General features: G+C 63.4%; 31 protein-coding genes and 1 tRNA gene. 12 read left to right on the plus strand and 20 right to left on the minus strand.

Translation table 11 applies throughout. The annotated features are described in order from the left end of the window. Nucleotides 1-3: 3 nt before the first annotated feature. From RQX22_RS11265 to ftsE, 5 genes are read right to left on the minus strand one after another with little or no spacing between them, the layout of a single operon-like run. Nucleotides 4-1,065, minus strand: a complete 1,062-nt coding sequence (locus RQX22_RS11265) for a beta-N-acetylglucosaminidase domain-containing protein (protein WP_315726539.1) — start codon at nucleotides 1,063-1,065, stop codon at nucleotides 4-6. Further along, entirely contained in the window at nucleotides 1,055-1,765 is a 711-nt protein-coding gene (locus RQX22_RS11270; protein WP_315726541.1) for a lysophospholipid acyltransferase family protein, read from the minus strand. The genes RQX22_RS11265 and RQX22_RS11270 overlap by 11 nt, the downstream gene beginning before the upstream one ends. Next, nucleotides 1,765-2,295 (minus strand): YdcF family protein, encoded by a 531-nt coding sequence (locus RQX22_RS11275; protein ID WP_315726543.1) that lies wholly within the window; start codon nucleotides 2,293-2,295, stop codon nucleotides 1,765-1,767. Before RQX22_RS11275 ends, RQX22_RS11270 begins: the two co-directional genes overlap by 1 nt. Further along, nucleotides 2,292-3,188, minus strand: coding sequence for a cell division protein FtsX (locus RQX22_RS11280; protein ID WP_315726545.1), 897 nt, complete (start codon nucleotides 3,186-3,188; stop codon nucleotides 2,292-2,294). Before RQX22_RS11280 ends, RQX22_RS11275 begins: the two co-directional genes overlap by 4 nt. Next, nucleotides 3,185-3,901, minus strand: a complete 717-nt coding sequence (ftsE, locus tag RQX22_RS11285; RefSeq protein WP_315726840.1) for a cell division ATP-binding protein FtsE — start codon at nucleotides 3,899-3,901, stop codon at nucleotides 3,185-3,187. Before ftsE ends, RQX22_RS11280 begins: the two co-directional genes overlap by 4 nt. A 158-nt stretch (nucleotides 3,902-4,059) precedes the next feature. On the opposite strand from ftsE, the gene RQX22_RS11290 reads away from it, so the two are divergent. The 5 genes from RQX22_RS11290 (at nucleotide 4,060) to RQX22_RS11310 (ending at nucleotide 9,829) form a co-directional block, all read left to right on the plus strand. Next, entirely contained in the window at nucleotides 4,060-4,773 is a 714-nt protein-coding gene (locus RQX22_RS11290) for a zinc-ribbon domain-containing protein (RefSeq protein ID WP_315726547.1), read from the plus strand. A gap of 76 nt (nucleotides 4,774-4,849) precedes the next feature. Next, on the plus strand, nucleotides 4,850-5,950 hold the full coding sequence (locus RQX22_RS11295) for a 6-phosphofructokinase (RefSeq protein WP_315726549.1): 1,101 nt from the start codon (nucleotides 4,850-4,852) through the stop codon (nucleotides 5,948-5,950). 146 nt (nucleotides 5,951-6,096) lie between these two features. Continuing rightward, nucleotides 6,097-6,183, plus strand: a tRNA-Leu gene (locus RQX22_RS11300). 91 nt (nucleotides 6,184-6,274) lie between these two features. Beyond that, nucleotides 6,275-7,636, plus strand: coding sequence for an APC family permease (locus RQX22_RS11305; protein ID WP_315726551.1), 1,362 nt, complete (start codon nucleotides 6,275-6,277; stop codon nucleotides 7,634-7,636). Between the two features lie 96 nt (nucleotides 7,637-7,732). Continuing rightward, on the plus strand, nucleotides 7,733-9,829 hold the full coding sequence (locus tag RQX22_RS11310; RefSeq protein ID WP_315726553.1) for a transglycosylase domain-containing protein: 2,097 nt from the start codon (nucleotides 7,733-7,735) through the stop codon (nucleotides 9,827-9,829). On the opposite strand, the gene RQX22_RS11315 is transcribed toward RQX22_RS11310, so the two are convergent. Genes RQX22_RS11315 through RQX22_RS11325 form a run of 3 tightly spaced genes read right to left on the minus strand, consistent with a single transcriptional unit; the run spans nucleotide 9,779 to nucleotide 11,503 of the window. Beyond that, nucleotides 9,779-10,483: a M48 family metallopeptidase gene (locus RQX22_RS11315; RefSeq protein WP_315726554.1), complete on the minus strand. Its 705-nt coding sequence runs from the start codon at nucleotides 10,481-10,483 to the stop codon at nucleotides 9,779-9,781. The genes RQX22_RS11310 and RQX22_RS11315 overlap by 51 nt on opposite strands. After that, a complete protein-coding gene (locus RQX22_RS11320) occupies nucleotides 10,473-10,913 on the minus strand; it encodes a YcgN family cysteine cluster protein (protein WP_315726557.1) in 441 nt (146 codons plus the stop codon). Before RQX22_RS11320 ends, RQX22_RS11315 begins: the two co-directional genes overlap by 11 nt. After that, on the minus strand, nucleotides 10,901-11,503 hold the full coding sequence (locus tag RQX22_RS11325) for an SCO family protein (protein WP_315726559.1): 603 nt from the start codon (nucleotides 11,501-11,503) through the stop codon (nucleotides 10,901-10,903). Before RQX22_RS11325 ends, RQX22_RS11320 begins: the two co-directional genes overlap by 13 nt. A 59-nt stretch (nucleotides 11,504-11,562) precedes the next feature. Between RQX22_RS11325 and RQX22_RS11330 the strand changes: the two genes are divergently transcribed. After that, nucleotides 11,563-12,162: an ankyrin repeat domain-containing protein gene (locus RQX22_RS11330; RefSeq protein ID WP_315726561.1), complete on the plus strand. Its 600-nt coding sequence runs from the start codon at nucleotides 11,563-11,565 to the stop codon at nucleotides 12,160-12,162. A 52-nt stretch (nucleotides 12,163-12,214) separates the two neighbouring features. Here RQX22_RS11330 and RQX22_RS11335 read toward each other — a convergent pair whose 3' ends face one another. The 11 genes from RQX22_RS11335 to RQX22_RS11385 all read right to left on the minus strand — a co-directional run bounded on the left by RQX22_RS11335 (nucleotide 12,215) and on the right by RQX22_RS11385 (nucleotide 19,247). Then, nucleotides 12,215-12,712 carry an MmcB family DNA repair protein gene (locus tag RQX22_RS11335; protein ID WP_315726563.1) on the minus strand — a complete coding sequence of 166 codons (498 nt, stop codon included), beginning with the start codon at nucleotides 12,710-12,712 and terminating at the stop codon, nucleotides 12,215-12,217. A 51-nt stretch (nucleotides 12,713-12,763) separates the two neighbouring features. Next, on the minus strand, nucleotides 12,764-13,447 hold the full coding sequence (locus tag RQX22_RS11340; protein WP_315726565.1) for a cell wall hydrolase: 684 nt from the start codon (nucleotides 13,445-13,447) through the stop codon (nucleotides 12,764-12,766). A gap of 165 nt (nucleotides 13,448-13,612) precedes the next feature. Then, nucleotides 13,613-13,921, minus strand: coding sequence for a DUF1491 family protein (locus RQX22_RS11345; protein ID WP_315726567.1), 309 nt, complete (start codon nucleotides 13,919-13,921; stop codon nucleotides 13,613-13,615). A 23-nt stretch (nucleotides 13,922-13,944) separates the two neighbouring features. After that, nucleotides 13,945-14,415, minus strand: a complete 471-nt coding sequence (locus tag RQX22_RS11350; protein ID WP_315726569.1) for a PaaI family thioesterase — start codon at nucleotides 14,413-14,415, stop codon at nucleotides 13,945-13,947. Then, complete coding sequence (locus RQX22_RS11355) at nucleotides 14,405-14,872, minus strand: PTS sugar transporter subunit IIA (RefSeq protein WP_315726571.1); 468 nt, start codon at nucleotides 14,870-14,872, stop codon at nucleotides 14,405-14,407. The genes RQX22_RS11350 and RQX22_RS11355 overlap by 11 nt, the downstream gene beginning before the upstream one ends. A 62-nt stretch (nucleotides 14,873-14,934) precedes the next feature. After that, the gene (gene hpf, locus RQX22_RS11360; RefSeq protein WP_315726841.1) at nucleotides 14,935-15,513 is read right to left on the minus strand and encodes a ribosome hibernation-promoting factor, HPF/YfiA family; all 579 of its coding nucleotides are present in this window, start codon (nucleotides 15,511-15,513) and stop codon (nucleotides 14,935-14,937) included. 154 nt (nucleotides 15,514-15,667) lie between these two features. After that, nucleotides 15,668-16,378 carry a DNA polymerase III subunit epsilon gene (dnaQ, locus tag RQX22_RS11365; protein WP_315726573.1) on the minus strand — a complete coding sequence of 237 codons (711 nt, stop codon included), beginning with the start codon at nucleotides 16,376-16,378 and terminating at the stop codon, nucleotides 15,668-15,670. A gap of 7 nt (nucleotides 16,379-16,385) precedes the next feature. After that, a complete protein-coding gene (gene coaE / locus RQX22_RS11370) occupies nucleotides 16,386-16,979 on the minus strand; it encodes a dephospho-CoA kinase (RefSeq protein ID WP_315726575.1) in 594 nt (197 codons plus the stop codon). Further along, a complete protein-coding gene (aroE, locus tag RQX22_RS11375) occupies nucleotides 16,976-17,821 on the minus strand; it encodes a shikimate dehydrogenase (protein ID WP_315726577.1) in 846 nt (281 codons plus the stop codon). Before aroE ends, coaE begins: the two co-directional genes overlap by 4 nt. Nucleotides 17,822-17,826: 5 nt before the next feature. Beyond that, nucleotides 17,827-18,420, minus strand: a complete 594-nt coding sequence (locus RQX22_RS11380; RefSeq protein ID WP_315726579.1) for a Maf family protein — start codon at nucleotides 18,418-18,420, stop codon at nucleotides 17,827-17,829. Then, nucleotides 18,417-19,247 (minus strand): pyruvate, water dikinase regulatory protein, encoded by an 831-nt coding sequence (locus tag RQX22_RS11385; protein WP_315726580.1) that lies wholly within the window; start codon nucleotides 19,245-19,247, stop codon nucleotides 18,417-18,419. Before RQX22_RS11385 ends, RQX22_RS11380 begins: the two co-directional genes overlap by 4 nt. Before the next feature lie 311 nt (nucleotides 19,248-19,558). On the opposite strand from RQX22_RS11385, the gene hemE reads away from it, so the two are divergent. From hemE to RQX22_RS11405, 4 genes are all read left to right on the plus strand, one after another. After that, nucleotides 19,559-20,584, plus strand: coding sequence for a uroporphyrinogen decarboxylase (gene hemE, locus RQX22_RS11390; RefSeq protein WP_315726582.1), 1,026 nt, complete (start codon nucleotides 19,559-19,561; stop codon nucleotides 20,582-20,584). Continuing rightward, nucleotides 20,581-21,036 (plus strand): CopD family protein, encoded by a 456-nt coding sequence (locus RQX22_RS11395; RefSeq protein WP_315726584.1) that lies wholly within the window; start codon nucleotides 20,581-20,583, stop codon nucleotides 21,034-21,036. Before hemE ends, RQX22_RS11395 begins: the two co-directional genes overlap by 4 nt. Before the next feature lie 128 nt (nucleotides 21,037-21,164). Then, nucleotides 21,165-22,421, plus strand: a complete 1,257-nt coding sequence (rho, locus tag RQX22_RS11400) for a transcription termination factor Rho (RefSeq protein WP_315726586.1) — start codon at nucleotides 21,165-21,167, stop codon at nucleotides 22,419-22,421. A 73-nt stretch (nucleotides 22,422-22,494) separates the two neighbouring features. Then, on the plus strand, nucleotides 22,495-23,157 hold the full coding sequence (locus RQX22_RS11405) for a TerC family protein (protein ID WP_410001639.1): 663 nt from the start codon (nucleotides 22,495-22,497) through the stop codon (nucleotides 23,155-23,157). Between the two features lie 90 nt (nucleotides 23,158-23,247). On the opposite strand, the gene RQX22_RS11410 is transcribed toward RQX22_RS11405, so the two are convergent. Further along, complete coding sequence (locus RQX22_RS11410) at nucleotides 23,248-23,955, minus strand: dienelactone hydrolase family protein (protein WP_315726590.1); 708 nt, start codon at nucleotides 23,953-23,955, stop codon at nucleotides 23,248-23,250. 81 nt (nucleotides 23,956-24,036) lie between these two features. Here RQX22_RS11410 and RQX22_RS11415 point away from each other — a divergent pair, with 81 nt between their 5' ends. Further along, entirely contained in the window at nucleotides 24,037-24,267 is a 231-nt protein-coding gene (locus RQX22_RS11415; protein ID WP_315726592.1) for a DUF6489 family protein, read from the plus strand. Beyond that, nucleotides 24,264-25,562 (plus strand): tRNA uridine-5-carboxymethylaminomethyl(34) synthesis GTPase MnmE, encoded by a 1,299-nt coding sequence (mnmE, locus tag RQX22_RS11420; protein WP_315726594.1) that lies wholly within the window; start codon nucleotides 24,264-24,266, stop codon nucleotides 25,560-25,562. The genes RQX22_RS11415 and mnmE overlap by 4 nt, the downstream gene beginning before the upstream one ends. The last annotated feature ends 51 nt before the right edge of the window (nucleotides 25,563-25,613 follow it).

Raw genomic sequence — 25,613 nt, forward strand, 5'->3', positions numbered from 1 at the left:
CGATCATTGGGTGAGGACGTCCTCGTCCGGCTCATAGGCTCCGTCCAGCCAGGCCAGGATTTCTGCCGCGCCCGGATGGTCCCATCCGGCATAATGTTCCCTGAGCGCCGCCCGCCGGTCCCCCAGCCGATCGAGGCCGCGATCCTGCAGGGCGATCAGATCCCGCCTCAGCATTCGGGCGAGTTCCGGCCCGACCACGGCTTCCGCAGCGGCGTCGAAAGCAGCGCCATAGGCGTAAAGATCCCCGTCCCGATAGCTGGCGGCAAGGGTGAGCGCGGGTATCCGGCTGAGCACGGGCTGGGAGGCGAGATTGATGCCATGTGCGGACAGATGCGGTCCGATCGCCGCAGGCCGGCCGGTAAAGGCGCGAAGATGAAGATGCCGCGCCATGCGCGGGCCGTCATTCACCGGATAATTGTCCCATAGGAACGGGCGTCGGCGCAGGCGCTCGCTCACTTCGGCGAGATGGCCGGGTGAATATTCGACCGAACAGACCTCCTCGCCCGTCCACATGATCTCGATCGAAGGATCGAGCTGTTTTCCCAGCGTTTCCAGATAGAGCGGCGGTCGCTGGCCAAAGGCGACGTCCAGCACCGGATCGTGGGAATAATAAGTCGGGCAGAAGATGATCCGCTTCGCCAGGCTGCGCTCCGCCGCGAAATGAACGATCGCACTCTGCCGTTCTGCGATCTCGGGAATGTCGCCGCGCATGTCGTCGAACAACAAGGCAAGGTCGTCGATCGGCAGCGCGTTGAGGCTCGCCAGCTTTGCGGCGAGCGGCTCCTGCCAGCTGCGACCCGGCTGGAGGTGGAGCTCGAACGGGCTGAGTCCGATTCCGAAGCTTATGCCGAGCTCACGGCATAATATGCCGAACCGGGCGATTTCCTCCAATTCCCCGTCGGGATGGATTTCCTGCCAGCGCCGACGGAGGAAGGGATCGGCCTTGGGCGCATAAAGGAAGAAGCGATAGCCGTGCGGGGCGAGGAAGCGCACTGCTTCGCTTCGCGCCCGCCAGCCCCAGGGTCGTCCGAAAAACCCTTCGATCAGGCCGAGCTCAGGCCTCATCGGCGCCCGGGCCCTTGCTGTCGAGAACGTTGATAGCCTGGTGCACGGCCGCTTCCATTTCGCCGCGGGGCAGGCCCGGCGGCAGCGGCGCGCCGAATCGCATCGTCACGATTCCCGGTCGTTTGACGAAGCTCCGCCGCGGCCACAGCCGGCCGCTGTCGAGCGCCAGCGGAACGACTGGCAGTCCGAGCAGCTTGTACAGGCCGGAAAATCCCGGCTGCAGCGGGGGCTGCTCGCCGGGCGCGACTCGCGTTCCCTCGGGAAAGATCGCGATGGAGCGGCCCTCTTCGCGCGCCGCATGCGCCGCTTTCAGCATCCGTCGTAGCGCAGCCGCGCCTCCCGACCGATCCACCGGAATGATGCCGTAGCGCCGCGCGACCCAACCCCAAAAGGGGATGTCCGCGAGTTCGCGTTTCATCACCACCGCGGGATCGTCCAACACCAGGATCATCTCGATCGTCTCGAACATGGACTGATGCTTGATGGCGACGATCGCCGGCGCCTGGGGTTTGACGCCTTCGATCCTGATCCGGACGCCGAGAATGATGGCAGCGCACCACCGGTGGTAGCGCGCCCAGCTGCGGGTCACGAACCAGACCGCGCCTTCGCTGACCAGGGCGGCCGGAAAGGCGAGCAGAACCGCGACCGCCGTGCCGGGATAGAAGAACAGAGCGAACAGGATCGAGCGGACGAGGTTCATCAGATTCCGACGAACACCGCGGCGCGGCGCAGCAGATATTTGTTATACTCGGTAAAGAGGTAACGGAAATTCGGACTGCTCTGGATGGCGTCGCCGACCAGTTGCACATCGTCACCGACCTGCAGCGACAATTCGAACCGGGCGCGCGGCATATGCCAGTCGTTGGTGACGAGCCGCACGCTCCGGAATTTGTGACGCTTCAGCCAGGCCGCCACCTCCTGTGCATTGGATCGCGTATCGACGGCTTCCCGTCCCAGATCCACGCAGCAGTCGAACAGCGATTGCTTCGCATGATATTGGGCGGCGAGCTCCTGGGGCCGGACCTGGCGCGCTACGCCGGAAATCAGCATCCTCTTCGCGCGCCCGCGCTCCAGCAGCTGGAGGCCACGCTCAATCCGCTTGGCGCCGCCCGTGAGCACGACGATCGCGTCGGTACGCCGATCGTCCGCCGGATCGGGAAGCTGGACCGTGAACCAGGCATAGCCGAGTGCGTAGAGGAGCAGGAGGAAGGAAAAGCCGCGGATAATCACAATAAACGACCCAATGCGCGCAATATGGTGGCGCGGGCAACCAGCATCGCCAGCAATACGCCCGCAACCGGAAGCGTGAACAGGATCAGCCAGCTGAGCGGCGGCAGGCCGGCCGAACCCAGCAGGTCCGATCCGAGCGCGCCGACGCGATTGCCGATCACGAGCAGGACCAGGGACGCGGCAACAAGACCGACAATCCCGCCGAAGAGCGCGTCGAGGGCGATCCTCCGCTGGAACAGGCGGGCGACCTGCAGATCGGTGGCACCCATGAGATGCAAGACCTCGATGGTGCTCCGATGGGTGTCGAGCGATGCCCGGGCCGCCAGCACGACGGTCGCTGCGGTGGCACCGATCATCAGCAGCACAAGCGCCGCAGCGAGCCATTTCAGCGACGTGATCAGCTTCGCGAGCGGCGCCAGCCATTGGGCATTGTCGTCGACACGGGCCGAAGGCGCGGCTGCGGCGACTTTCGCCTTGAGCGCGCCGAGCCGCTCATAGGTTTCTGGCTGGAGATCGACGTCGATCATGGTCGGGATCGGCAGATCGGCCTCCAGGCCGCCGGCGCCGATCCATGGTTCCAGCAATTCCTCCATTTCGGACGCGTCGATCTGGCGGACCCGCTCGATCCCAGGCTGCTGCCGCAGCGCACGGACCACTGCCGCGGCCTGGGTTTGACGCAGGTCGGGATTGGGCTCGACGATCTGGATTGTCACCCGGTTGGCGAGGTCGGCGTCGAGGCTCGACGCAGCGCTGCCAAGGCCCAGGCCCGCCGCCGCCGCGAGCACCGTCAGGAACATCATGATCGCGATTACCCAGGGCATCGGCCCGGACAGCCGCCCTTCCGGGAGCAGTCTGCGATCGGCCGCGCCGAATTTCCTGATCCCGCCCTTCACATTTCGGTCCGTCGCGGCGGATGGCGCAGCGCGCCGGTGGGATCGAGCAGCTGGCCACGATCCAGCCTCAGCATTTCCGCGCGATTGATGCGGGATATGAGATGCAGGTCGTGGGTGGCGACAACGACGGTCGTCCCCAATTTGTTGAGTGAGTCGAACAAATGGAGCAACCGCTTGGCCATTTCCGGGTCGACATTTCCGGTCGGCTCGTCGGCCACCAGGAGTTCCGGACGCGCGATCACCGCGCGGGCAATCGCCACCCGCTGCTGCTCGCCGCCCGATAGGGTGGCCGGACGGGCGGTGGAGCGATGGCCGAGTCCGACCCAGGACAGCATCTCGTTCACCGGGGTTTCCAGATCGCGCTCCTCGACGCCGGCGACGCGCAGCGGAAGGGCGACATTGTCGAAGGCGGAAAGATGGGGAACGAGCCGGAATTCCTGGAAGACGACACCGATGCGGCGTCGAAATCCCGGCAGCCGCCGGCGCGGCATGGTGACGATATCCTCGTTGAACAATTTTATCAGCCCCCGGCTGGGCCGCTGGGCAAGGTAAAGGAGCTTCAGCAACGAGGTCTTGCCGGCACCCGATGGCCCGGTGAGGAAATAGAAGCCGCCTTCCCGCAGCGAAAAAGACAGATCGGACAGGGTTTCGGCGCCCGTGCCGTAGCGCAGACCGACATTGTCGAACTGTACGATGCTGCCTGCGGCGTTCAGAACACGCCTCCAATCCTTGCTTGAGCCCCTCGGCGCCTCAATGGCATGGCCGGAGGCGCCACGTAAACCATCTGGGGATGAAAACCGGCATAAGCTTGATGGCGAGCCCTACATGTGCTTGGATTCAGGCAAGCACCAGCGTCAGGGCCCTACCAGCAATGATCCTCATCTGTCCCGCCTGCAATACCCGCTACGCGGTTCCCGACAGCGCGGTGGGGCCGACGGGACGCCAGGTCCGCTGCGCGTCGTGCAAGCATAGCTGGTTCCAGCCCCCGGCAAGCCAGCCGGCCGCGGCCGAACCCGCGGCATTCGTGCCGCCCGCGCCGACCCCTGAGCCTGAGCCGGAGAATGATGTTCCGCCCACGGCGCACAGGCCGATCCTGCCGCCGGCCGAACCCGTCGAACCGCAGGCGGAACCCGACGATTTCGATGCCTTCGCCAATGAGCCGCCCTTCCGAGGTCGTCGCAATCCTGCGCGCATGTGGACGATGATCGCGGTCGTCGCGGCTATACTCATGCTGGCGGGTGTCGGCGCCATATCCTATTTCGGCATCCCCTCGATCGGCCCCGCGACGGGCCAGAGCGGCAGCCCATTCTCGATCCAGGGACGGGCCGAGCGCCAGGAAATGGCGAGCGGCAACGAACTCTTGACCGTGACCGGGCGGATTTCCAATCTGACCGACCAGGTCCAGCGCGTGCCGCCAATCCGGGCCGAGCTTCGCGATCCGCAAGGCCGGGTGGTCTATGTCTGGTCGATCTCGGCACCGGTGACCGAATTGCAGCCGCGCCAGAGCGCCAGCTTCAACAGCGCCGAGGTCGATGTACCCAAGGGCGCCAAGGCGCTGAACCTTACGTTGGGGCCGCCATCCTGAGTGAGGCGGCCATCCTCGGTACTTGCCGGGGTGCGCGCTCCTGCGCACAGCCGGCACCGGCTTCGGAAAGGCGTTGATGCGAATCGGAATCCTGACCGGCGGCGGTGATGTTCCCGGCCTCAACCCCTGCATAAGATCGATCACCTTGTCGGCGGACGATCTCGGTTGGCAGGTGACCGGCTTCCGGCGTGGATGGCAGGGATTTCTGGAGATCGACCCGGCCGATCCGGAAAGCATCGCCGCGAACAGCTTCCCTTTGACGCGAGAAGGCGTCCGCGGCATCGACCGGATGGGCGGCACTATCCTCCACACATCCCGCACAGATCCCCGCACCGTCTCCGGCGGCGACCGGACCAGCCAGGTCTTGGACGTGCTCCAGAAGCTCGGAATCGACGCCATGATCACCATGGGCGGCGACGGGACACTTCGCTTTTCGGCTCATCTGGCGAGCCGCGGCGTCCCCGTCATCTCCATCCCGAAGACGATGGATAATGACGTTTTCGGCACGGATTATGCGATCGGCTTCTCGACCGCGGTCAGCCGCTCGGTCGAAGCGATCAACGCGCTTCGGACCACCGTCGAAAGCCACGAGCGAATAGGCGTGATCGAATTATTCGGCCGCCGCAGCGGGGAGACGGCTTTGCTCGCCGGCTTCCTGGCCCAGGTCGATCGAACGGTGATCGCCGAAGTGCCGGCGGACCTGGACATTCTGCTTCCGCTGCTGGCCGAGGACAAGGCCTCCAGTCCCGCTCACTATGCGATGTGCGTCATTTCGGAAGGCGCGACGATCAAGGGGGAAGCGGACGAGGATGGCGATTTGTCCAAGCCGGCGAGCGAGCGCGCCGAAATCGGGGTCGGCCATCGCCTCGGCCGAGCGATCTCGGCACGGATCGGGAGCGGCGTCGTCAATCAGGAGCTCGCCTATCTGATGCGGGCCGGCGAACCCGACGCAATGGATCGGATGGTCGGCTTCGCCTTTGGCGGTCTGGCCATCCAGCTCCTCCAGCGCGGCGAGAAGGCCCGCATGGTGGCGTTGACCGACGGCAATTATTGCCACGTTCCAGCCGACACCCTGCTTCAGGGCCGGAAGGCGGTGAACGTATCCGGCCTCTATGATGCGTCGGCCTATCGCGCGAAACTCATGCGGGTCGAGAATATGCCCATGTTTCTTTATTAGGATTCAAGCCCAGGGAATTCGGGTCGAACGGCGCCGCCCGCCGGTTTCGCACCCCGCCCAAGATGCTAGATTGCGCGCCGCCGACGCCTTTGCTAGAGGCGCCGCTCCTACCAACCGCCGGCATGGTTTTCGGCGGTGAATCACGTGCGGTCGTGGCGGAACTGGTAGACGCGCAGCGTTGAGGTCGCTGTGGCCGAAAGGCCGTGGAAGTTCGAGTCTTCTCGACCGCACCATTTCTTCTCCCGAAACGTCGCCCGGCGCGTCGGCAGTCGCCCCTCGGGGCATGGCTGGACCTTTGCCGCTGCTCTCGTCATGCTCGCGTCCATGACCGCTTCTCCCACACCCCGGCGCGCGTTCGGTTTCTGGATCTGTCTCGCCCTGGTGATGGGCAATATGATCGGATCTGGCTTCTTCCTGATGCCGGCAAGCCTCGCCCCGTTCGGCTGGAACGGCGCATTCGGCTGGGTCGCCACAACGGCCGGTGCATTGTGCCTTGCCGTCATTTTCGGAAGTCTTGCGCACGCCTTCCCCAAGGCAGGCGGGGCCTATGCATATACGCGCCAGGCCTTCGGTCCGACCACGGCCTTTGTCGTCGCCTGGAGCTATTGGGTGTCGATGTGGGTCGGCAACGCCGCTATCGCTACCGGCCTGGTAGCGCCGCTCGCCACGCTCTTCCCCTCGATCATCGACCATTCGGCGATCGTGACCATCGCCATTGTCTGGATGGTGACGGGAATCAATTGCTTCAGCGCCCTGCTGACCGGACGTGTGCAATTGCTGACGACCATCCTCAAATTCGCTGCTCTGGTTGCGGTCGTGCTGCTTGCCGCGCTGGTGATCGGAAGATCGGGAGGCGAGGTACTTCCGCCCATCCGGCTGCAGGATCTGGGTTTTGGCGGCGAGACCGGGATCGCCGCAGCCGCGGCCCTTACTCTCTGGTCGTTCCTCGGTCTCGAATCCGCCACGGTCCCGGCCGAGCGGGTGAAAGATCCGAGCAGGACCATTCCGCGCGCGACGCTGGCGGGAACCGCGATCACCGGATGCATCTATCTGTTCGCCTGCTCCGCCGTCGCCCTGCTGCTGCCCGTCGAGCAGGTGGTGAAATCGGGCGCGCCAATGGCCGATTTCGTCGCTCTATATTGGGGGCCCTTCGCAGGCACGATGATGGCCGCGGCGGCGGTGGTCAGCGCCTTCGGAGCGCTCAACGGCTGGGTCCTGCTGCAGGGTGAGATGCCCTGGGCGATGGCGAAGGACGGGGTGTTTCCCCGCTTTCTGGCAAAGACCTCGTCGCGCGGGACGCCGTTGCGCGCGCACATCGTCGCCAGCCTGCTGGTCACTCTCGTCATATCCTTCAATTTCACGCGTTCCATCGGCGACCTCTTCCAATTTCTGATCCTGCTCGCGACCAGCGCCGCCCTCGTCGTCTACCTGGCTTGCTCGGTTGGCGCGCTGCGGCTCGCCCGTCAGGGAAGACTCCCGGCGGGCCGGGCTCGTTTGCTGGTTTTTCTCCTGGCGGCATTATTTTCCTGCTGGGCTTTGTACGGCGCAGGAGTGGAATCCCTTTTATGGGGCATGGTGTTGCTCCTGAGCGGCATACCGATCCACTTCCTGATGCGCCGAAACTTGCCCCCGGGGGAGACGGTCTCTAGCCTCGGTCCGGACGATCAGGAGTTGAACGATGCGTAACGGCGGCCCCGACCTGGGCAGGATGCCGGATTTGAAGCCGGCCGCATGATGCCGCCGCTTGTGGGCGGACTCGTCCGGCCCTATCGATAGATTTCTATGGCCAGCAAAGCTCCCAACCGATCCCGGCTGCGGCGAACGGTGATCGGGATCCTCAAATATTCCCTCTACGCCCTGCTCCTCGCAATGGTCGCCCTGGCCGTCGCGGTCGGTGTCGCGATGAGTTCATTGCCGAGTTACCAGGAGCTGATCCGCCGCGACGATCTGGGCCAGATGATCCGCGTGCGCGCCGCCGATGGATCCCTGCTTGCGGAACTGGGGCCGAGTTTCGGCGAATGGCTCCGTTCGGACGAGATCCCGCAGATCATGAAGCAGGCGATGATCTCGGTCGAGGACCGTCGCTTCCGGTGGCATCCGGGCGTCGACCCGATCGGCATCGTCCGCGGCATCCAGGTGAGCATCCAGCGTGACGACAAGGTTCGCGGGGTGTCGACGATCACGCAGCAGCTGGCGCGCAACATCTTTCTCACCAACAAGAGAAGCTTCGGGCGCAAGGCCCGCGAAGCGGTCCTCGCGCTCGCGCTGGAGCGGCGGTTCAGCAAGGATCAGATCCTCGAACTCTACCTCAACCGCGTCTATTTCGGCGGCGGAGCTTATGGCATCGATGCCGCGTCGCGCCGCTTCTTCGGCCATTCCGCCGCCGAGCTCAGCCTCTCGGAGGCGGCGATCATCGCCGGCCTCGTCAAGGCCCCCTCCAATTATGCGCCGACGGCGGACGCCGAAGCGGCGCGCCAGCGTGCGTCGGTCGTGATCAGGTTGATGGTGAGGAATGGCGACATCACTCCTGCCGAGGCTGCCGCCGCGCACCCGTCAGAAATCAAGATCGTTCCAACGCCCAAGCAGAACAGCGTCCGCTATTTCACGGACTGGGTCCTGCCGCAGCTCGATACGTTGATCGACGAGACGATGAAGCCGATCGAGGTCTGGACTACGCTCGACCCCAACATGCAGAAGGTGGCCGACCAGGCGATCAATGCCAACACGCCCGGCACCGCCCAGGGTGCGCTCGTGTCGCTCGATCGGGACGGCGCCGTCAGGGCGATGGTAGGCGGGCGCGACTATGTCAGCTCGATCTACAATCGGGCGACCCAGGCCGTGCGCCAGCCGGGGTCCGCCTTCAAACTGTTCGTCTATCTGGCAGCGTTGGAGGGCGGCTACAAACCCAACGACATTGTTTCGGACCGGCCGATCAGCATCAATGGCTGGAGCCCGCGCAACAGCAATGGAAGCTTCGCCGGCGACATTACCCTCCGCCAGGCTTTCGCCCAATCGATCAATACGGTGTCCGTCCGGCTTGGCCAGGAGGTCGGTTTTCGAACCGTTGCCGATATGGCGCAGCGCTTCGGCATTACCACGCCGGTCGTCACGCATCCGTCCATGACTCTTGGCAGCTCAGATGTCCGCCTGCTGGACATGACGCGCGCCTATGCATCGGTGGCGCAACGCGGTGTCGCCGTCGTCCCTTATGGAATCAAGCGGGTCACGACATCGGACGGGGAATTGCTCTACGATCATGGACCGAGGGAATCCCGGGTACTTGTCGCTCCCTGGGTCGCGGCGCAGATGACTGACCTCCTGCAGGCGGCGGTGCTGACCGGCACCGGCCGGGCTGCGCAGATCGGCCGTCCGGTTGCCGGCAAGACAGGCACTACCAGCTCCAATAAGGATGGCTGGTTTCTGGGCTTTTCGAGCGGCCTGACGACGGGTGTGTGGATGGGCCGGGACGATGCCAAGAGGGTATCCGGTCTCCAGGGCGGCGCCGCCCCGGCGCGTGCCTTTCATGACTTCATGGTGCGGGCGGTCGCGCGGCGCCCGGTCGAGAATTTCGACATCGAGGTGGAGCTGCCCGACTGGCAGGTCGAACCCGATACCGAGGCCTGGTTCCAGGCGCCCAGCGACGGGCAGCTGGTCGATGCCGACGGCAATCCGGTCGTTCCGGCAGAGCCGCCTGCCGACGAAGCCGAACAGGATCCGGCGCCTCCCGAAAGACTTGACCAGGAATGGCTCGATCGCGCGACAGGGCGCGATCGCGCGCCGCCGCCGGACCTGCCACGGCGGCTGCCGCCGCCCCCGCAATTGCGGACCTTAAACCCGCCCGAACCGATGGAGAGAAGAACCGTTCCTCCGCAACCATGATCGCGCCGGTTTCGGGTCGGCGCCCAGCAGGTCGGCGACCAGCGCATGAAAGCGCGGGCTGTGATCCATGTGGATACGATGGGCGACTTCGTGGGCGACGGTGGCCCGGCGGACCCATTCGGGTGCCAGGATGAGCCGCCAGCTATAGCGAATGGCACCGGTGCTTGAACAGCTTCCCCAACGCGATACCGGATCACCGACACCCGTCCGGTCGACGCTGACGCCCGCTTTGTCCGCAAATTCGCAGGTTTCGCGGTCCAATAGCTCCGCCGCATGCCGTTTCAGCCAACGGAGCAGACGGGCCTCCAGATTCTCCAGCGGGCCGCCGACGGTTAGCCGATCCTCGTCGCGCCGCACGAGCCGCGAGCGTTCTGGGCTCCAATCGATGCGATGGGGGAGGTCGTAAAGCGGAATGACGGCGTCGGGAACGAAGCGGACGGGCGGGGCGATCGCCGCCAGCTGCGTCTCGATCCAGTCGCGCTGGTCCGCCGCCCATGCGAGCGCATGGCGCTGGGAGACGCGACGCGGCACGGTGAGCAATATGGTCGCTGTGCGCTGGTCGACCCTCAGCCGCATTGCACGCGCGCGCGGTGACTGCCTGATGCTGAGCGCTGCGGTTATGCCTCCGCCACGAAAAAGGAGGTCAGAGCTCACGGTCGACAAGGTGATGTTCGAGATCGCCCGCATCGGTCTCCGAAATCGTCCAGCCGCGAACGGATATGCCCGCTTGATGCACCATTTCCCGATCGCCGCTGACAAGATAGTGCCAAGCGGGCAATTCCTTGCCTTCGGCACGAAGGCGGTAGGCGCAGGTTGACGGCAGCCAGGCCAGCCGGTCGACATTGCCAGCCGTCAGACGGATGCAGTCCGGCACGAAAGCCCGGCGACCGCTATAATTGGTGCAGCGGCCGCTGTGCCGATCGAGCAATTTGCAAGCGACGTTGGTGGCGTGGATATCGCCGGTGACCTCATCTTCGACCTTGTGAAGACAGCATTTGCCGCAGCCGTCGCACAGCGCTTCCCACTCGGCGCGGTCGAGTTGGGCGAGCGGCTTTTCCCAAAAAGGCTTCGTCACTTCACCCATCGGTCGAGCTCGGCAGCGACCGCGTCGGCGCCCTGATCCGACGGAAGGATGGCGATCGGTTCGCCCTTCGGCCCGAACAGGATCGTTTGTCGGCTATGGTTCATCGTGTAGCCGGTGACGTCCTCTCTTTGCTCCTTCGCATAATAGATGCTGAAAGCCTTCGTCACGGCGGCAATATCCTCGGCGCTGCCGGTAAGTCCGATCAGGCGCGGGTGGAAGGACGCAACATATTGTTTGAGAACGGCAGGCGTATCCCGCTCCGGATCGACGGTGATGAAGATGGGCTGGATTCCGGCGGCGCGATCCGGGTCCTTCTTCTCGAACCTTTTCAGTCCCTGGCCGATGGCGAGAAGATCGGTGGGGCAGACGTCCGGACAGTAGCTGAAGCCGAAATAGACGATCCGGTAGCGCCCGGCGAAATCCGTATCGCTGACCTTCCTGCCATTCTGGTCGGTGAGCGTGAAGGGGCCGCCGATGCGGGCCCCCTGGAGGGGCGGCTCCTCGACGGCCGCGGGTGAACAGGCGGCCAGCGCCAAGCCCAGCAGCAGCGAAACGGCGAGCAGAATGAGGGATTTGGCTTTTTCGTTCATGGCAAAGGCAGCCTTGCTTTGCTAAGGGCCGCGGATCAAGTCGGGATAATGGTGTTGTGATGGTCAAACGCTTCTTCGCCACATTGGGGACCGTTCTGGCGCTGGGCCTGCTCGCCATCCCCGCCGCGGCGCAGCAGGTCTCCGACAGCTATGCGTTTTTGAAGGCGGTGCGTGACCGTGACGGCAACAAGGTTCAGTCGCTGATCGGTTCGCCCGGCGCGACCGTGATCAATACCAGGGAACGCGGCAGCGGCGAGGGGGGGCTCCACATCCTCGCCCGCGAACGCGACCTCACCTGGCTGGGCTTTCTTCTCTCCCGCGGCGCCAAGCCGGATATCCAGAACGAGAATGGCGACACGCCGCTCGGCCTGGCTGCCCAGCTTGGCTGGGTGGATGGGGCGGAGGAACTTCTCCGTCGCCGCGCCAGCGTCGACCTTGCCAACAACCGGGGCGAGACGCCGCTGATCCTGGCAGTCCACGCCCGCGATCTGCCTATGGTACGGCTGCTGCTCGCCAAAGGCGCCAATCCCAAGAAAAGCGACAATGTGGCCGGTTATTCGGCCATCGATTATGCCAGGCAGGACGCGCGCACCGCCGCGATCCTCAAACTGCTCGAATCGCCGCCGGCGCCGCCGCGCGCCGTGGCCGGCCCCAAATAAAATACGACACTACGAGGATCAATCGTAAGGGATGAGGGCGCGATCCGCGGCCTCAGGTGAAAGCCGCCAGTCCTGGATCGATATCGCCCACCAGCCGCCGCGCGGCCCGGCGGGCGAAGCGCAATGTCTCCGAGCGACGGCGGGCAGGCGCCAGCTTGCGCATCATCGGCTCCCGCAGCACCGCAGCATCGTAGCGATCGGCCACCAGAAGCCCGCAAAGCGACGGTTCGAGGGCCTCGCTTTCAAAAGGCGTCAGGTCGAATCCGGGCGGCACGGCCCAGAAGAAGCGATCGCAATAGTCGAGATAATCCGGCCATTTTTGATCGCCCAGCAAATCCGCCCGTGACACCTTGATCTCGACGATGGTGATCAGGCCGCCGCCGTCGATCGCCATCATGTCTGCACGTCGCCCATTGGGAAGCGGTACCTCGCATATGGCGAACTGGTCCTGACGGAAGAAGAGGCGGGTGACGCCGCGCGCCACGTCCTGGGCAGCCGGCGGTGCGTCCGAAAAGCAAGGTTCTTGTGCCGGATTCGCGATCGGAGCCATCGCCCAAGTCTAGAATGAAACGGGAACAGGCGAAAGGCCTGTCCCCGATTTTCAACGATAGAATATGTGGTTGCCGACCGTGGCGACGCGGGTGAGGCCGCGCCAGCGCGGCGAAACATGGGTCGCATGGAAGAACAGGGCCTGCGGCGCCGGGCCATCGGCAAGATCGCGAAGCGCGATCTGGGCGATAGCCACCGCTTTGTGCCAGGCCGCCGACGAGCGTCGGATAGCTGGAAAACGGCCGCCGCGAATGAAGGAGAATTGTCCCCGTTGCTTGACGACTCCGCAGATCGAGGAGGGAAAGCGACTGGAACGCGCCCGGTTGAGAATCACTTCGGCAACGGAAAGCTGCCCTTTCAGTGATTCGCCCTTGGATTCGAAATAGACGGCGCCCGCCAGGCATTCCTCCTCGGAGGTCGCCGTTTCATCGTCCGCAAAATCGCTCACCAGATCGGCGAGCGAACGGGCCGCGACAGGCTCGGGGGGCTCGATCGAGGCATTGGCGTGGACGGCCACGGCCGCAGGCGGAACGGGATTGGCCACCTCGCCCTCGGTCTTGGCAGGATTCAAGGCGGATTCGCCAGGGTCCAATATGGCGGCTGAGTGGTCGATATAGGAACTTGTGCTGGTCGGAACGTCCGCTTCCCAAGCACGGGAAGGTCCAGCGTAGATGAAACCGCCGACAATGGCGATTGCCGCCGCGGCATATCCCGCGACATGAATCCTCGATCGCATTCAAACTCTAATCAGTGCGGTCGATTGATCTCACGCCGGATGCAGAACATCCTGATCGCCCGTCCGTCTCGCGTGCCCCCGGCCTAAACAACAGGCTCTTAAATGGCAGCCACCGCTCTTGTGCTGAAAGTGCTGGGCGGCGCTACTTTGTGCGGTGCAACAGAGTCAATCCGGGGAAATCATTTCAGCGGCGAACCGTTCCCAGGATGGGACATCCAGCTCAAGTGCCCAGATATCCGGGTCGAACCGCCTCCGCTTCGCGATAAGATCGGGAACCGCTTCGATTGGCGTCGGACTGGTTTCCTGCCAGCCATAAGTCCCGTTCGCCTGCAGGACGCGCTCGAAGATGTGCGGATCCGCGCCACGTTCGGTCAGGATGAGGATCACCGAACCGGCCCGTTCGTCGCCCTTCGCCAATATCGCCGCAAAGCCTCCTTCGGCCTCGGCCTTTCGGATCAGGGCACTCACCAGCACGGACGTGGATAGCCTCGCCGCCATCAGCCGCCAGGATCGTATCCGGGAAGATTCGCGAGCGGAATGTGGGAGCGCATGAAAGTTCCCGTCCCGCGCGCCGCCTCCTCCCCATCCGCGTCGATCAGCCGCGCCTCGCCGACGAAGACCCGCCGCTTGCCGCTCGCCCACCGCCCTTCGGCCACGACCGGCCCGGAGCGGATGGGCCGCGTGAACAGGAGGTTGAAGGCCGTCGTCAGGAGGAAGCGATCCGTGACGAGGCTGTTGCATGCGTAAAAGGCCGCGTCGTCGAGCATCTTGAAATAGAGCGTGCCATGTGCGGCGCCCGCCGCATGGAACATGCCTGGATCGACGACGAAACGGATCCTGGCCTGGCCATCCTCGACAATCTCGAGGGACGATTGGAACAAGGCGTTGATCGGCGCCTGCCGATACAGCGATTCCAGCGCCCGATGATGCGCAGCCGCGCCGGAGCGCAGCCCCGCATCAGGCGGCATGGCGGCTTTCGACTCCGGACAGCAGCGCGAAGATCGCATCGCGCGACCGGGCCCCGCGCAGCTTGGCGATCACCGCACGGTCGCGGAGCGTCCTGCTGACGCTTGCCAGGGCCTTGAGATGGTCGGCGCCGGCATCCGGAGGGGACAGGATCAGGAAGACCAGATCGACCGGAAGATTGTCGATGGACTGATATTCGATCGGTGCCGCCAGGCGCGCGAAGAATCCGAACACGCCGTCGAGTCCCGCATGTTTGCCGTGCGGGATCGCGATGCCACCGCCAAAGCCGGTCGATCCGATCTTTTCCCGCTCGTTGAGGCAGGCGAGAATCGACTTGGCGGGCAGACCCGTCTGGCGCGCCGCGGCGGCGGCGAGCTGCTGGAACAGGGTCTTCTTGTTTGCCGCCGCCATCGATTCGTCGATGCCGTCGGAAGCGAGAATATCGGAAAGATCGTTCATCGGTCACCGAATGGAGACGCCGCGCCTCCGCCTTTTGCTGCACTTGTGAATATGTCGGGCGGTCAGTCGCGTTGCGGTTCGACCCATCCGATCGTTCCGTCGCCTCGCCGATAGACCATGTTGAACTTGCCGGTGCCGCTGTTTCGGAACAGTAACGCATTGGTGTTGCGGAGATCGAGCAGCATGACGGCGTCCGACACACTGGCATCGGGAATATCCACCTTGGTTTCCGCCACGATCGGCGGATTGTCGGCGGGCTCGGCGTCTTCTTCGCCAATATCGAATACGCGATAGGCCGCGTCCGCCGTGACATCGGCCAGCGCCACCGCCTCACTGGCACCATGCCGATCCTTCAGCCTGCGCATATAGCGGCGCAGCTGCTTTTCGATTCGCTCCGACGCCTGGTCGAAGGCCGGATGCGCATCGGCGGCCTTGCCCGAACCCTTCAGGATCACGCCTTGCATCACATGGGCGATGATGTCGCATACGAAGGCATGGTCGTGGGGGCCCTTGCCGAATGTCACCGTCGCCGAAATGGCCCGCGCGAAATATTTGTCGGCAATCGCGGTCATCCGTTCCGCGACATGGGCGCGAAGCGCCTCGCCGGTATCGACCTGATGACCAGAGATCCGGATTTCCATCATTTTCTCCAGCTTGGACATGGAGCGGATGCAACGGGAAGAAACCGCAGCCGCCCTCAAACCCTTGTTCTACATTGCTTCTTCGCGAAAGGCCGATGCCGCCCTTTCGCCCAATGTTCCAGCGCGCGGGATTAGGCGCCGTTTCCTCCCAAGGTCAACTGCGTGCCTCCAGCCGATGCCATATGGGATCGGATATGGAATCCAGAAAGGCCGCATGCGCGACAAGTTCCTCTTCCGACGGAGCGTGCGGACGGGGCGTCCGTATCTGCACGACGATCGTTTCGGCCGGCGCCGCGCGATCCGTTGCCTCGTTGCGCTGCTCGACGGTATCGGTGGCCAGCGAAAACCCGATCTGCCGCCCACCGGTCAGCTCGACATAGCATTGCGCGAGAAGCTGAGCATCGATCAGCGCGCCATGCTTTATGCGCAAGCTACGATCGATTCCATAACGCGTGCAAAGCGCGTCCAGGCTGTGCTTGGCGCCAGGGTGGCGCGTGCGGGCGATCGCCAGCGTGTCGACCATCCTGGTCAGACAGACGAGCGGCCGCCCGCAATAACCGAGCTCGTGGTTCAGGAATCCGAAGTCGAAGCTGGCATTGTGCGCCACGAGCGGACAATCGCCGAGAAATTCCAGCAGATCTTCCACCTGATCCTCGAAGAGCGGCTTGTCCGAAAGGAAGATGTCGGAGAGGCCGTGCACGGCCTCCGCGCCGCTCGGCATCGGCCGGCATGGATTGAAATAGGCGTGAAAGGTACGGCCCGTTTCGACTCGGTTGACCAGCTCGACACAGCCGATCTCGACCATGCGATCGCCGGCAAGCGGGCTGAGCCCCGTGGTTTCGGTGTCGAATATTATTTCCCGCATGGGGCGGTTATGAATCGGTGCTGGCGGTGAGACAAGCGATGATGCGGCGAACCGCTTGTCGCGTCTCATCGAAACTGCCCCCGGTCGGGATCACGAAATCGGCGCGTGCCCTCTTGTCGGCGTCCGGCAGCTGCCGCGCCAATATCTTCTCGAACTTGTCCAGGGTCATGCCGGGCCGCCCCAGCACGCGGCTCCGCTGGACGTCGGCCGGGGCCGAGACAACTGCGATTCGATCGACGGACTCCCATCCGCCCTTCTCGAAAAGCAAAGGAATGTCGAGGACGACCAAAGGCCTGCCGGCATGAAGGCGCAGGAAGGATTCCCGTTCCCGCGCGACCGCCGGGTGGACGAGGGCTTCCAGTGCCTCCAGTTTGCGGTCGTCGCCGAGCACGGCTTCGGCGAGACTCGTCCGATCGACGCCCGCGGCGCCCGTCGTTCCGGGAAAATGCGCCTCGATCGCTGCCACCAGGGCGCCGTCGGGTCCCTGAAGCTTGTGCACGACGGCGTCGGCATCGAAGACGGGCACGTCCTCATCGGCGAACATGGCGGAGACCGTGGACTTGCCCATCCCGATCGAGCCGGTGAGGCCGAGAATGATCATGAGGTCAGCACGGCCCGCAGCTCCGCATCATGCTCCCGTGGCGCAGTCACGCCGAAGAAGAAGGCGAAGGCGATTGCAGCCTGGCCCACCAGCATGTGAAGACCGTCGATCGCGTGCATTCCCCGGCGCCGCGCCTGTTTCAGAAGATTGGTTTCCAACGGTGCGTAAACGAGATCATAGACGATGGTGTCGCCTAGATAAGCGTCGAGGTCGATTTCCAGCCCGTCCTGGCCCGACATTCCCAGGGCCGATGCATTGACGATGATGCAGCGGCCTTGCTCGTGGCCGATAGACGCTTCGGTGAGCGCTGTCAGCGGCATGGCCGAGCCACCGCTTTGGGAAAATTCGTCGGCCAGCATTTGGGCTCTTGCGACATTCCGGTTGAAAAAGGTCAATCTGCGGCCTTTGAATGCCGCGCCCACGGCCCGGGCGGCGCCGCCCGCGCCGATCACATGGATCGCGGCAATATCGTCGTTCAGGTCCCGCAGCGGCTCCAGGAAACCTTCGACATCTGTATTGCGGCCCACCAGGCCGCCATCGGCGCTCCGGGTGACGCTGTTGACGGCCCCCACTGCCGAGGCGATTCCTTCGATTCGGTCGAGATGGGACATGATCTGGACCTTGTGGGGGATGGTGACGTTACATCCTGCCCAGGCGGGATCGCCACGCCGCTCAGCGAAGAAGCCGGCGAGCTTCTCCGCGCGAATTTGGGTCGCCCGATAATCCCCGTTCTTGCCCAGCTTCGACAGCCAGAATTTATGGATAAGCGGCGATTTGGAATGCGCGACCGGATCACCGATCACCTCGGCATAGGGAAAGTTAGTGGAAGCGGCCGCGGACATGGTCGTCAGCTCGGCAACAGGGCCCGCGCGCGCAAATAAGCGAGCAGGGGCAGCAAGGGCAGTCCGAGTATTGCGAAATGGCTGCCTTCGACGCGATCGAACAATTGCACGCCGGGGCCTTCGATGCGGTAGCCGCCGACGCTCCAGCGGATCGCGTCAAATTCCCGGTCGAGGTAGGATTCCAGGAAGGCATCGCTCAAGCGCCGCATCGTGAGCGCCGAAGTTTCGACATGCGACCAGGCCACAACCCCGTTTTCGACGATCACGGCGGCCGAATGCAGCTTGTGGGTCGTACCGCTCAGCGATCGCAGCTGGGCAAAGGCGTCGTCGCGGGACTCCGGCTTGCTCAGCAGCCTGCCGTCGGCCTGCTCCAATATTTGGTCGGCGCCAAGCACGAGGTCTCCGGGTGCCGCGCGGACGCTGAGCGCCTTGAGCTGCGCAAGTTCTTCCGCGACCACGGCGGGACTGAAGCCGGCTTCCGCAAGACCAGCCTTGGCAGCCGCTTCGTCCAGTGCGGATTCCACCGTGTCGAAAGCGAGGCCCGCCGCTTCGAGCATCGATCGGCGAGCGGCGCTGCGGGACGCGAGCAAAAGCGTCATTCGCGCGCCGTAGCTATGTCGAACCGTTCATTGCACAGCTTCACGATGGCGAAGGCGGTCTCCTCGATCGATCGGCGGGTGACGTCGATGACCGGCCAATCATTGTCCGCGAAGATGCGCCGCGCGAAGGCGAGCTCGGCGTTCACCGCCTCCTGATCGACATAATCGGTTTCGGGCGCCTGGTTGAGCGAAAGCAGCCGGTTGCGGCGGACCTGGATCAGCCGGTCCGGATTGGTGGTGAGACCCACGACCAATGGATGGCGCAGGCCGAACAGCGACGGCGGGGGCGGCGCTTCCGGCACCAGCGGAATGTTCGCGACCTTGAAGCCGCGATTGGCGAGATAGATGGAAGTCGGGGTCTTGGAGGTTCGCGACACGCCCGCCAGGATGATGTCCGCTTCCTCCCAATTATCCGATCCGATCCCGTCATCATGCGCTATGGTGAACTGGATCGCGCCGACGCGGGCAAAATAAGCGGCGTCGAGGGCATGCTGGCTGCCCGGGCGGGCTTTGGCTTCCTGGCCGAGCACTGCCGACAGCGCATCGACGACGGGATCGAGCGCGGAAACGGCATGGATCCCGCGCCTGCGGGTCTTCTGCTCCAGCTCCCGCCGGATATTGCTGTTCACCAGGGTATAAAGGACGAGGCCGGGCCGACGCTCGATATCGTCCAGCACCCGATCGAGATGGCCTTCGGACCGCACCATCGGCCAGAAGTGGCGCAACACCTCCGCGCCTTCGAACTGAGCGAGACACGCCTTCGCGATCACTTCCAGCGTCTCTCCGGTGGAATCGGACAGAAGGTGGAGGTGGAGCGGATCCGCCATCAGATCTGACTGTGGATAAGCATGGGGAATTCGCTAGCGTAAGCCTCGGGGCGCTTTCAAGAAAAGCTTTGGTCCCCGTCATTCGGATTCGATCCACAATCGGGCCAACATGGGAAAGATGAATGCGGTCCATTGTGGATGCCGGGGATAAGAGGAACGAATCCACGGCTTTGTGCGGACCTTGCGGAGTCAAGCTGTTTGCAAAATCGGGTGGAGGCAATAAACCCCGCTGCTCGACCGCCTACAACCTACTACAGACTCTCTTCTATATAAGATTCTAATAGATAAGAGAGGGGAGCTTCCAGCCTGCCATGTCCGCTCGAACCAAGCCCTTGCTTTCCGTTCTGAACGGCCGAAAAGCTGAGAAAACTCCCATTTGGCTGATGCGCCAGGCGGGCCGCTATCTTCCCGAATATCGCGCGCTGCGGGCTGAGAAGGGGGGATTCCTCGATCTCGTTTATGATCCCGACGCCGCGGCGGAAGTGACGCTGCAGCCGATCCGCCGTTTCGGTTTCGACGGCGCAATTCTGTTTTCCGACATATTGATCGTGCCGCACGCGCTTGGCCAGGATCTCACTTTCGTGGCCGGCGAGGGGCCACGTCTGTCGCCGCCGCTGGTCGATGCCGCGCTGGCCGGACTGGAAGCGGTCCCGCAGCGGCTGGAGCCGGTCTATCGGACTGTGGAGAAAGTGGCCGCCGGGCTGCCGCCCGAGACCAGTTTCCTGGGTTTTGCCGGCAGCCCATGGACGGTCGCTACTTATATGGTCGCCGGCCAGGGAAGCCGCGATCAGGCCGAGACCCGCCGTCTCGCCTATCGCGATCCGGGAGGCTTCCAGGCGATCGTGGATGCCATCGCGACCATGACGGTGGACTATCTGTCCTGCCAGATCGAATCGGGCGTGGAGGCGGTGCAGTTGTTCGACAGCTGGTCGGGCAGCCTGTCTCCAGCCCAGTTCGAAAAATGGGTGGTGGCACCCACGGCAGCGATCGTTTCTGCTTTGAAGGCGCGTCATCCCGATGTGCCGGTGATCGGATTTCCCAAGGGGGCGGGCGGCAAGCTGCCGGCTTATGCCCGCGAAACCGGAGTCGATGCGATCGGACTCGATGAAACGGTGGACCCCCTCTGGGCAGCGGCGGCCTTGCCGCGGGACCTTCCCGTGCAAGGCAATCTCGACCCGCTTGCACTCATTGCAGGCGGCGAGGCGCTTGAAATCGCGGTCGGTTGCATCATATCAGCCTTTGAAGAGCGTCCGCATATCTTCAATTTGGGGCATGGCATTTTGCCGGACACACCGCTTTTGCATGTCGAGCAGCTCGTGAAGCTGGTGCGCCGGTGACCGATGGCTTGGAAGCGGCGCTCAGCTTGACCTACGCCTGGATCAAGGCCGGTCACGTCATCTTCGTGATCTTCTGGATCGCGGGACTGTTCATGCTTCCGCGTTTCTACGTCTATCACCAGCAAGCAGCGGCGGGATCCCCCGAGGAAAGAAGCTGGATCGAACGGGAGCGCAAGCTTCGCAAGATCATCATCACGCCGGCCATGGCGATGGTCTGGCTGCTGGGCCTCACCCTCCTCTACATCACCGGGGCATGGTCGCAGGGCTGGATGCAGGCGAAGTTGGTCATGGTCCTCCTCCTGTCCGCTTATCATGGCTGGATGATCGGCTATGGTCGCAAGCTGGCCGCGGGCGACAGGTCGATGAGCGGCAAGGCGCTTCGCATCATGAACGAGGTGCCGGGCCTTGCCACGGCCGTCATAGTCGTGCTGGTCATCGTAAAGCCCTTCTGAGCTCGCTTGACTTGGATTTGGGCGAGGCTTAACGCCGACCCGTCGTTCGCCCGCCGTCCGTGTGGGCATCCCAGCCGCATTCCATCCTTCCCGCGCGACGTACGACATCAACACTCCAGAGAAACTGTATGCATCTCAAAGACTTGAAACAAAAATCCCCTGCCGAGCTGGTCGCCATGGCCGAAGAGCTCGGCGTCGAGGGCGCCTCCACGCTGCGCAAGCAGGAACTGATGTTCTCCATCCTCAAGGTCCAGGCCGAAAATGGCCAGGAGATCATGGGCATGGGAACGATCGAGGTCTTGCAGGACGGATTCGGATTTCTGCGCTCGCCCGATTCGAATTATCTGGCCGGTCCCGACGACATCTATGTTTCCCCCAATCAGGTGCGCAAATTCGGTCTCCGGACCGGCGACACGATCGAAGGCGAGATTCGCGGGCCGAAGGATGGCGAACGCTATTTCGCACTGACCCGATTGGTGTCGGTGAATTTCGATGACCCCGAGGCGGTTCGTCACCGCGTCAATTTCGACAATCTTACGCCGCTCTATCCGGACGAGAAATTGCGGCTCGACAGCGCCGATCCGACCGTCAAGGACAAGTCCGCTCGCGTCATCGACATCGTTTCGCCGCAGGGCAAGGGCCAGCGCGCCCTGATCGTGGCGCCGCCGCGGGTGGGCAAGACCGTCCTGCTCCAGAATATGGCGAAGGCGATCACCGACAATCATCCCGAAGTCTTCCTGATCGTTCTGCTGATCGACGAGCGTCCCGAGGAAGTGACCGACATGCAGCGTTCGGTGAAGGGCGAGGTGATTTCCTCGACCTTCGACGAGCCGGCACAGCGCCACGTCCAGGTCGCCGAAATGGTGATCGAGAAGGCCAAGCGCCTGGTCGAGCATAAGAAGGATGTCGTCATCCTGCTCGATTCGATCACCCGCCTCGGTCGTGCCTACAACACCGTCGTACCGAGTTCCGGTAAGGTCCTGACCGGCGGCGTCGACGCCAATGCCCTGCAACGTCCCAAGCGATTCTTCGGTGCTGCGCGCAACATCGAGGAGGGCGGTTCGCTGTCGATCATCGCGACAGCATTGATCGACACCGGCTCCAAGATGGACGAGGTCATTTTCGAAGAGTTCAAGGGCACCGGCAATTCCGAAATCGTGCTGGATCGCAAGGTGGCCGACAAGCGTATCTTCCCGGCGCTGGACGTCGGCAAGTCGGGCACGCGCAAGGAAGAGCTGCTGGTCGACCCGGCAACGCTTTCGAAGATGTGGGTGCTGCGCCGGATCCTGATGCAGATGGGCACGGTCGATGCGATGCAGTTCCTGCTCGACAAGATGAAGGACGCCAAGTCGAACGAAGACTTTTTCGCCTCGATGAACCAGTAAAGCGCAGGGACGTTCGAGCCGGATGCTGGAAACTCTTCTCTCTTTCTCCGCATCGGCAGGCGGCATCTCCCATATGTGGGATGCGATCGCCACCGATTTCTCGAACTTCGGTTCGCCCGCGGCTTTGGCTGCATTCGCCCAGGTGTTGATGATCGACATCATGCTGGCGGGCGACAATGCTATCGTCGTGGGTGCGCTCGCCGCGGGCCTACCGGCCGACCAGCGCAAGAAGGTGATCCTGATCGGCATCATCGCCGCTCTGGTGCTGCGCATCATCTTCGCGCTGATGGTGACCCAGCTGATGCAGATTGTTGGCCTGATCTTCGCAGGCGGTCTGCTCTTGTTGTGGGTCTCCTGGAAAATGTATCGCGAGCTGCGCCACACCGGCGAATCCCCGGGGTCCCAGGAGGTTGCGGGCGACGAACATAGCGGCCTGAAGCCGGCCAAAAGCTTCGCCAGCGCGGCCTGGGCGGTGGCCGTAGCCGATGTGTCGATGAGCCTCGACAATGTGCTCGCTGTCGCCGGCGCGGCCCGGGATCATCCTGGCATCTTGATCATCGGCCTCTTGCTGTCGGTTGCTCTGATGGGCGTCGCTGCCAATATCCTAGCCAAATATATCGAGCGCTATCGCTGGATCGCCTGGCTGGGCCTGCTCGTCATCCTCTGGGTAGCCGGCAAGATGATTTATGACGGATTCATCGACCCGACGGTGGGTGTGCAGACATTGTTCACCTGACCCGGTCATTGGTTGAGATCAGGCAACCGACCGAGGCTTTCTGATCAGGCTTTCGCCTCCGGGGCAGTGCCGATCGGCTCCGCGAATCCCCTAAAGATTGGCTGCGAAGAACGCCTCGGTACGCTGATCTGCGAGACGGGCAGCCTCGTCGCTTCGCCGTTTGCCCATTTCCGTAGCGAAGCCGTGATCCTCGCCTGGATAGTCGTGCAAGACGACTTTGGGATGATCGTCCAGTCCTTCGTGCATTGCCTTCTGGACGTCGTTGTCCACGAAATGATCGGTGCCGGCGATATGCAGCATGAGCGGGTGAGCGATGGCGTGTTTCTCGTGAAGCAGATTGTCGATTCCGACCGCATAATAGCCGACGCTGGCATCGACGTCGGTGCGGGCTGCGGTCATGAATGCGAGCCTTCCGCCCAGGCAATAGCCGACGCAGCCGACTTTCCCGCCATCACCATTGTCGTGAGCGAAACGTGCCCGTGCGAAGCGGATCGTGGATTCGATGTCCCTGATGCCCTGGTCCTGGTTGAACTTGCCCATCAGCCGCAATGCCTCCTGAAATTCTTCCGGGATATCGGGATCCAGCTCTACTCCCGGCTCCAGGCGCCAGAACAGGTCCGGGGCCAGAGCGAGATAGCCGAGTTCCGCCCAGTGATCGCATTTGCGTCTTATCCCTTCATTGATCCCGAATATTTCTTGAATGACGATTATCGCGGCCCGGGGCCGGTTTTCGGGCTCGGCGATATAGGCCTCGAACTTGCCGTCCCCTTCCAGCGTGTCGATGGTGATTTTGGACATTTCGGCTCCTCCTGGCTTGGCCCTTTCCTGCTATACACCTAAGGGCTACCATGCCCGCAACAGCCGGATGAGCGAGCCGCTATGAAAGTCACGATCGACGTGGACTGCACGCCTGAAGAGGCACGTCGCTTCATGGGCCTCCCGGACATCAGCCCGGTGCATGAAGCCTATGTTGAGAAGATGACCAAGGCAGTGAATGACGGCATGACGCCGGAACATCTCGCCACCATGATGAAGAATTGGGGCCCGATGAGCGAGGCCGGAATGTCTATGTGGCAGGTGATGATGGATCAGATGAGCGGGAAGAAGTGACCGGAACCGGTCGCGATACCATCTACGCGCTATCGTCCGGATCTCCGCCCGCTGCCGTTGCGATTGTCAGGATCAGCGGCCCGGCCGCCCTTGTTGCACTGCAGCAATTGACTGATATCGCACCCGCCCTCCCGCGCCACGCGCGGCTGGCGACGCTTCGCCACCCGGTTGGCGGCGAAGCGCTCGACCGTGCCTTGGTCCTGCATTTCACTGGACCGGACAGCGCCACTGGCGAGGATGTTGCCGAGCTCCATCTCCACGGCGGCCGCGCCGTCATTGCTTCGGTTCTCGCCGCCTTGTGCTCTATCGACGGCTTGAGGCCGGCCGAGGCTGGGGAATTCACGCGGCGGAGTTTCGAAAACGGACGTGTCGATTTGGCCGAAGCCGAGGGACTGGCCGATCTGCTCTTGGCTGAGACGGAGTCGCAACGGCGCGCCGCGCTGGCGTTGGCGGGCGGTTCGGTCAGCCATCTGGTTGAGGACTGGCAGCGCCGTGTTCTCGCACTCGCGGCGGACGTCGAGGCCTGTTTGGATTTTTCCGACGAAGGCGACGTCGCGGAGGGTTTGCCTTCGTCGTGGCATGAGGAATTGGCGCGTCTTGCCGAAGAGATGGGAAGCTTGTTGAGCCGACCGGCGATCGAGCGTCTGCGGGACGGTCTACGGGTGAGCATCGCTGGCCCGCCAAACGCAGGCAAGTCCAGCTTGCTCAACGCGCTCGCAGGACGGGAGGCTGCTATCATATCCGATATCGCGGGTACGACGCGCGATCTCATCGAAGCCCCGACCGCCATCGGCGGGGCGCCTTTCCTATTGATAGATACGGCAGGTCTGCGGGATGGCGCCGACGAGATAGAAGCCATCGGGATAAGCCGGACGCGGCTGAGCCTGGAGCAGGCCGACATCATCTTGTGGTTGGGCGCGCCCTGCGATTGTCCCGATCCGCCGCGTTCGATCATTGTCCAGGCCAAAGCGGATCTCAATCCGCGCATCGATGCCCGCGCCGATATCCGGGTCTCGGCGGTAACGGGCCAGAATATGGGAAAGTTGATAGAACTCCTGATCGCGCGTGCCGAGGGACTCCTGCCGAAGGAAGGAGAGGTCGCGATCAATGCGCGGCATCAGGCGGCGATCCAAGAGGCCCGCTCTTTTCTGGACGATACCAAGTCGGCTCCTGACCTTCTTATTGTGGCCGAATCGCTTCGTCTGTGCCGCGTCGCTCTCGACAAGGTTACGGGTCGCGCAGGGGTGGAGGACATGCTGGACGCATTGTTCGGCCGCTTCTGCATCGGGAAGTGATGTTCCACGTGGAACATTCGAAGCTTTTTCTTGGAGCCGTCGCTGGCCGTG

Origin of the sequence: Sphingosinicella rhizophila, from assembly GCF_032378825.1 — a bacterium.
GTDB classification, from domain to species: domain Bacteria; phylum Pseudomonadota; class Alphaproteobacteria; order Sphingomonadales; family Sphingomonadaceae; genus Allosphingosinicella; species Allosphingosinicella rhizophila.

What these genes read in the sequence shown, in the direction of transcription:
- RQX22_RS11265 (WP_315726539.1), bottom strand. Translation starts at nt 1,065, where the DNA reads ATGAGGCCTGAGCTCGGCCTGATCGAAGGGTTTTTCGGACGACCCTGG.
- RQX22_RS11270 (WP_315726541.1), bottom strand. Translation starts at nt 1,765, where the DNA reads ATGAACCTCGTCCGCTCGATCCTGTTCGCTCTGTTCTTCTATCCCGGC.
- RQX22_RS11290 (WP_315726547.1), top strand. Translation starts at nt 4,060, where the DNA reads ATGATCCTCATCTGTCCCGCCTGCAATACCCGCTACGCGGTTCCCGAC.
- RQX22_RS11295 (WP_315726549.1), top strand. Translation starts at nt 4,850, where the DNA reads ATGCGAATCGGAATCCTGACCGGCGGCGGTGATGTTCCCGGCCTCAAC.
- RQX22_RS11305 (WP_315726551.1), top strand. Translation starts at nt 6,275, where the DNA reads ATGACCGCTTCTCCCACACCCCGGCGCGCGTTCGGTTTCTGGATCTGT.
- RQX22_RS11310 (WP_315726553.1), top strand. Translation starts at nt 7,733, where the DNA reads ATGGCCAGCAAAGCTCCCAACCGATCCCGGCTGCGGCGAACGGTGATC.
- RQX22_RS11320 (WP_315726557.1), bottom strand. Translation starts at nt 10,913, where the DNA reads ATGGGTGAAGTGACGAAGCCTTTTTGGGAAAAGCCGCTCGCCCAACTC.
- RQX22_RS11325 (WP_315726559.1), bottom strand. Translation starts at nt 11,503, where the DNA reads ATGAACGAAAAAGCCAAATCCCTCATTCTGCTCGCCGTTTCGCTGCTG.
- RQX22_RS11330 (WP_315726561.1), top strand. Translation starts at nt 11,563, where the DNA reads ATGGTCAAACGCTTCTTCGCCACATTGGGGACCGTTCTGGCGCTGGGC.
- RQX22_RS11335 (WP_315726563.1), bottom strand. Translation starts at nt 12,712, where the DNA reads ATGGCTCCGATCGCGAATCCGGCACAAGAACCTTGCTTTTCGGACGCA.
- RQX22_RS11340 (WP_315726565.1), bottom strand. Translation starts at nt 13,447, where the DNA reads ATGCGATCGAGGATTCATGTCGCGGGATATGCCGCGGCGGCAATCGCC.
- RQX22_RS11350 (WP_315726569.1), bottom strand. Translation starts at nt 14,415, where the DNA reads ATGCCGCCTGATGCGGGGCTGCGCTCCGGCGCGGCTGCGCATCATCGG.
- RQX22_RS11355 (WP_315726571.1), bottom strand. Translation starts at nt 14,872, where the DNA reads ATGAACGATCTTTCCGATATTCTCGCTTCCGACGGCATCGACGAATCG.
- hpf (WP_315726841.1), bottom strand. Translation starts at nt 15,513, where the DNA reads ATGGAAATCCGGATCTCTGGTCATCAGGTCGATACCGGCGAGGCGCTT.
- dnaQ (WP_315726573.1), bottom strand. Translation starts at nt 16,378, where the DNA reads ATGCGGGAAATAATATTCGACACCGAAACCACGGGGCTCAGCCCGCTT.
- coaE (WP_315726575.1), bottom strand. Translation starts at nt 16,979, where the DNA reads ATGATCATTCTCGGCCTCACCGGCTCGATCGGGATGGGCAAGTCCACG.
- aroE (WP_315726577.1), bottom strand. Translation starts at nt 17,821, where the DNA reads ATGTCCGCGGCCGCTTCCACTAACTTTCCCTATGCCGAGGTGATCGGT.
- RQX22_RS11380 (WP_315726579.1), bottom strand. Translation starts at nt 18,420, where the DNA reads ATGACGCTTTTGCTCGCGTCCCGCAGCGCCGCTCGCCGATCGATGCTC.
- RQX22_RS11385 (WP_315726580.1), bottom strand. Translation starts at nt 19,247, where the DNA reads ATGGCGGATCCGCTCCACCTCCACCTTCTGTCCGATTCCACCGGAGAG.
- hemE (WP_315726582.1), top strand. Translation starts at nt 19,559, where the DNA reads ATGTCCGCTCGAACCAAGCCCTTGCTTTCCGTTCTGAACGGCCGAAAA.
- rho (WP_315726586.1), top strand. Translation starts at nt 21,165, where the DNA reads ATGCATCTCAAAGACTTGAAACAAAAATCCCCTGCCGAGCTGGTCGCC.
- RQX22_RS11405 (WP_410001639.1), top strand. Translation starts at nt 22,495, where the DNA reads ATGTGGGATGCGATCGCCACCGATTTCTCGAACTTCGGTTCGCCCGCG.
- RQX22_RS11410 (WP_315726590.1), bottom strand. Translation starts at nt 23,955, where the DNA reads ATGTCCAAAATCACCATCGACACGCTGGAAGGGGACGGCAAGTTCGAG.
- RQX22_RS11415 (WP_315726592.1), top strand. Translation starts at nt 24,037, where the DNA reads ATGAAAGTCACGATCGACGTGGACTGCACGCCTGAAGAGGCACGTCGC.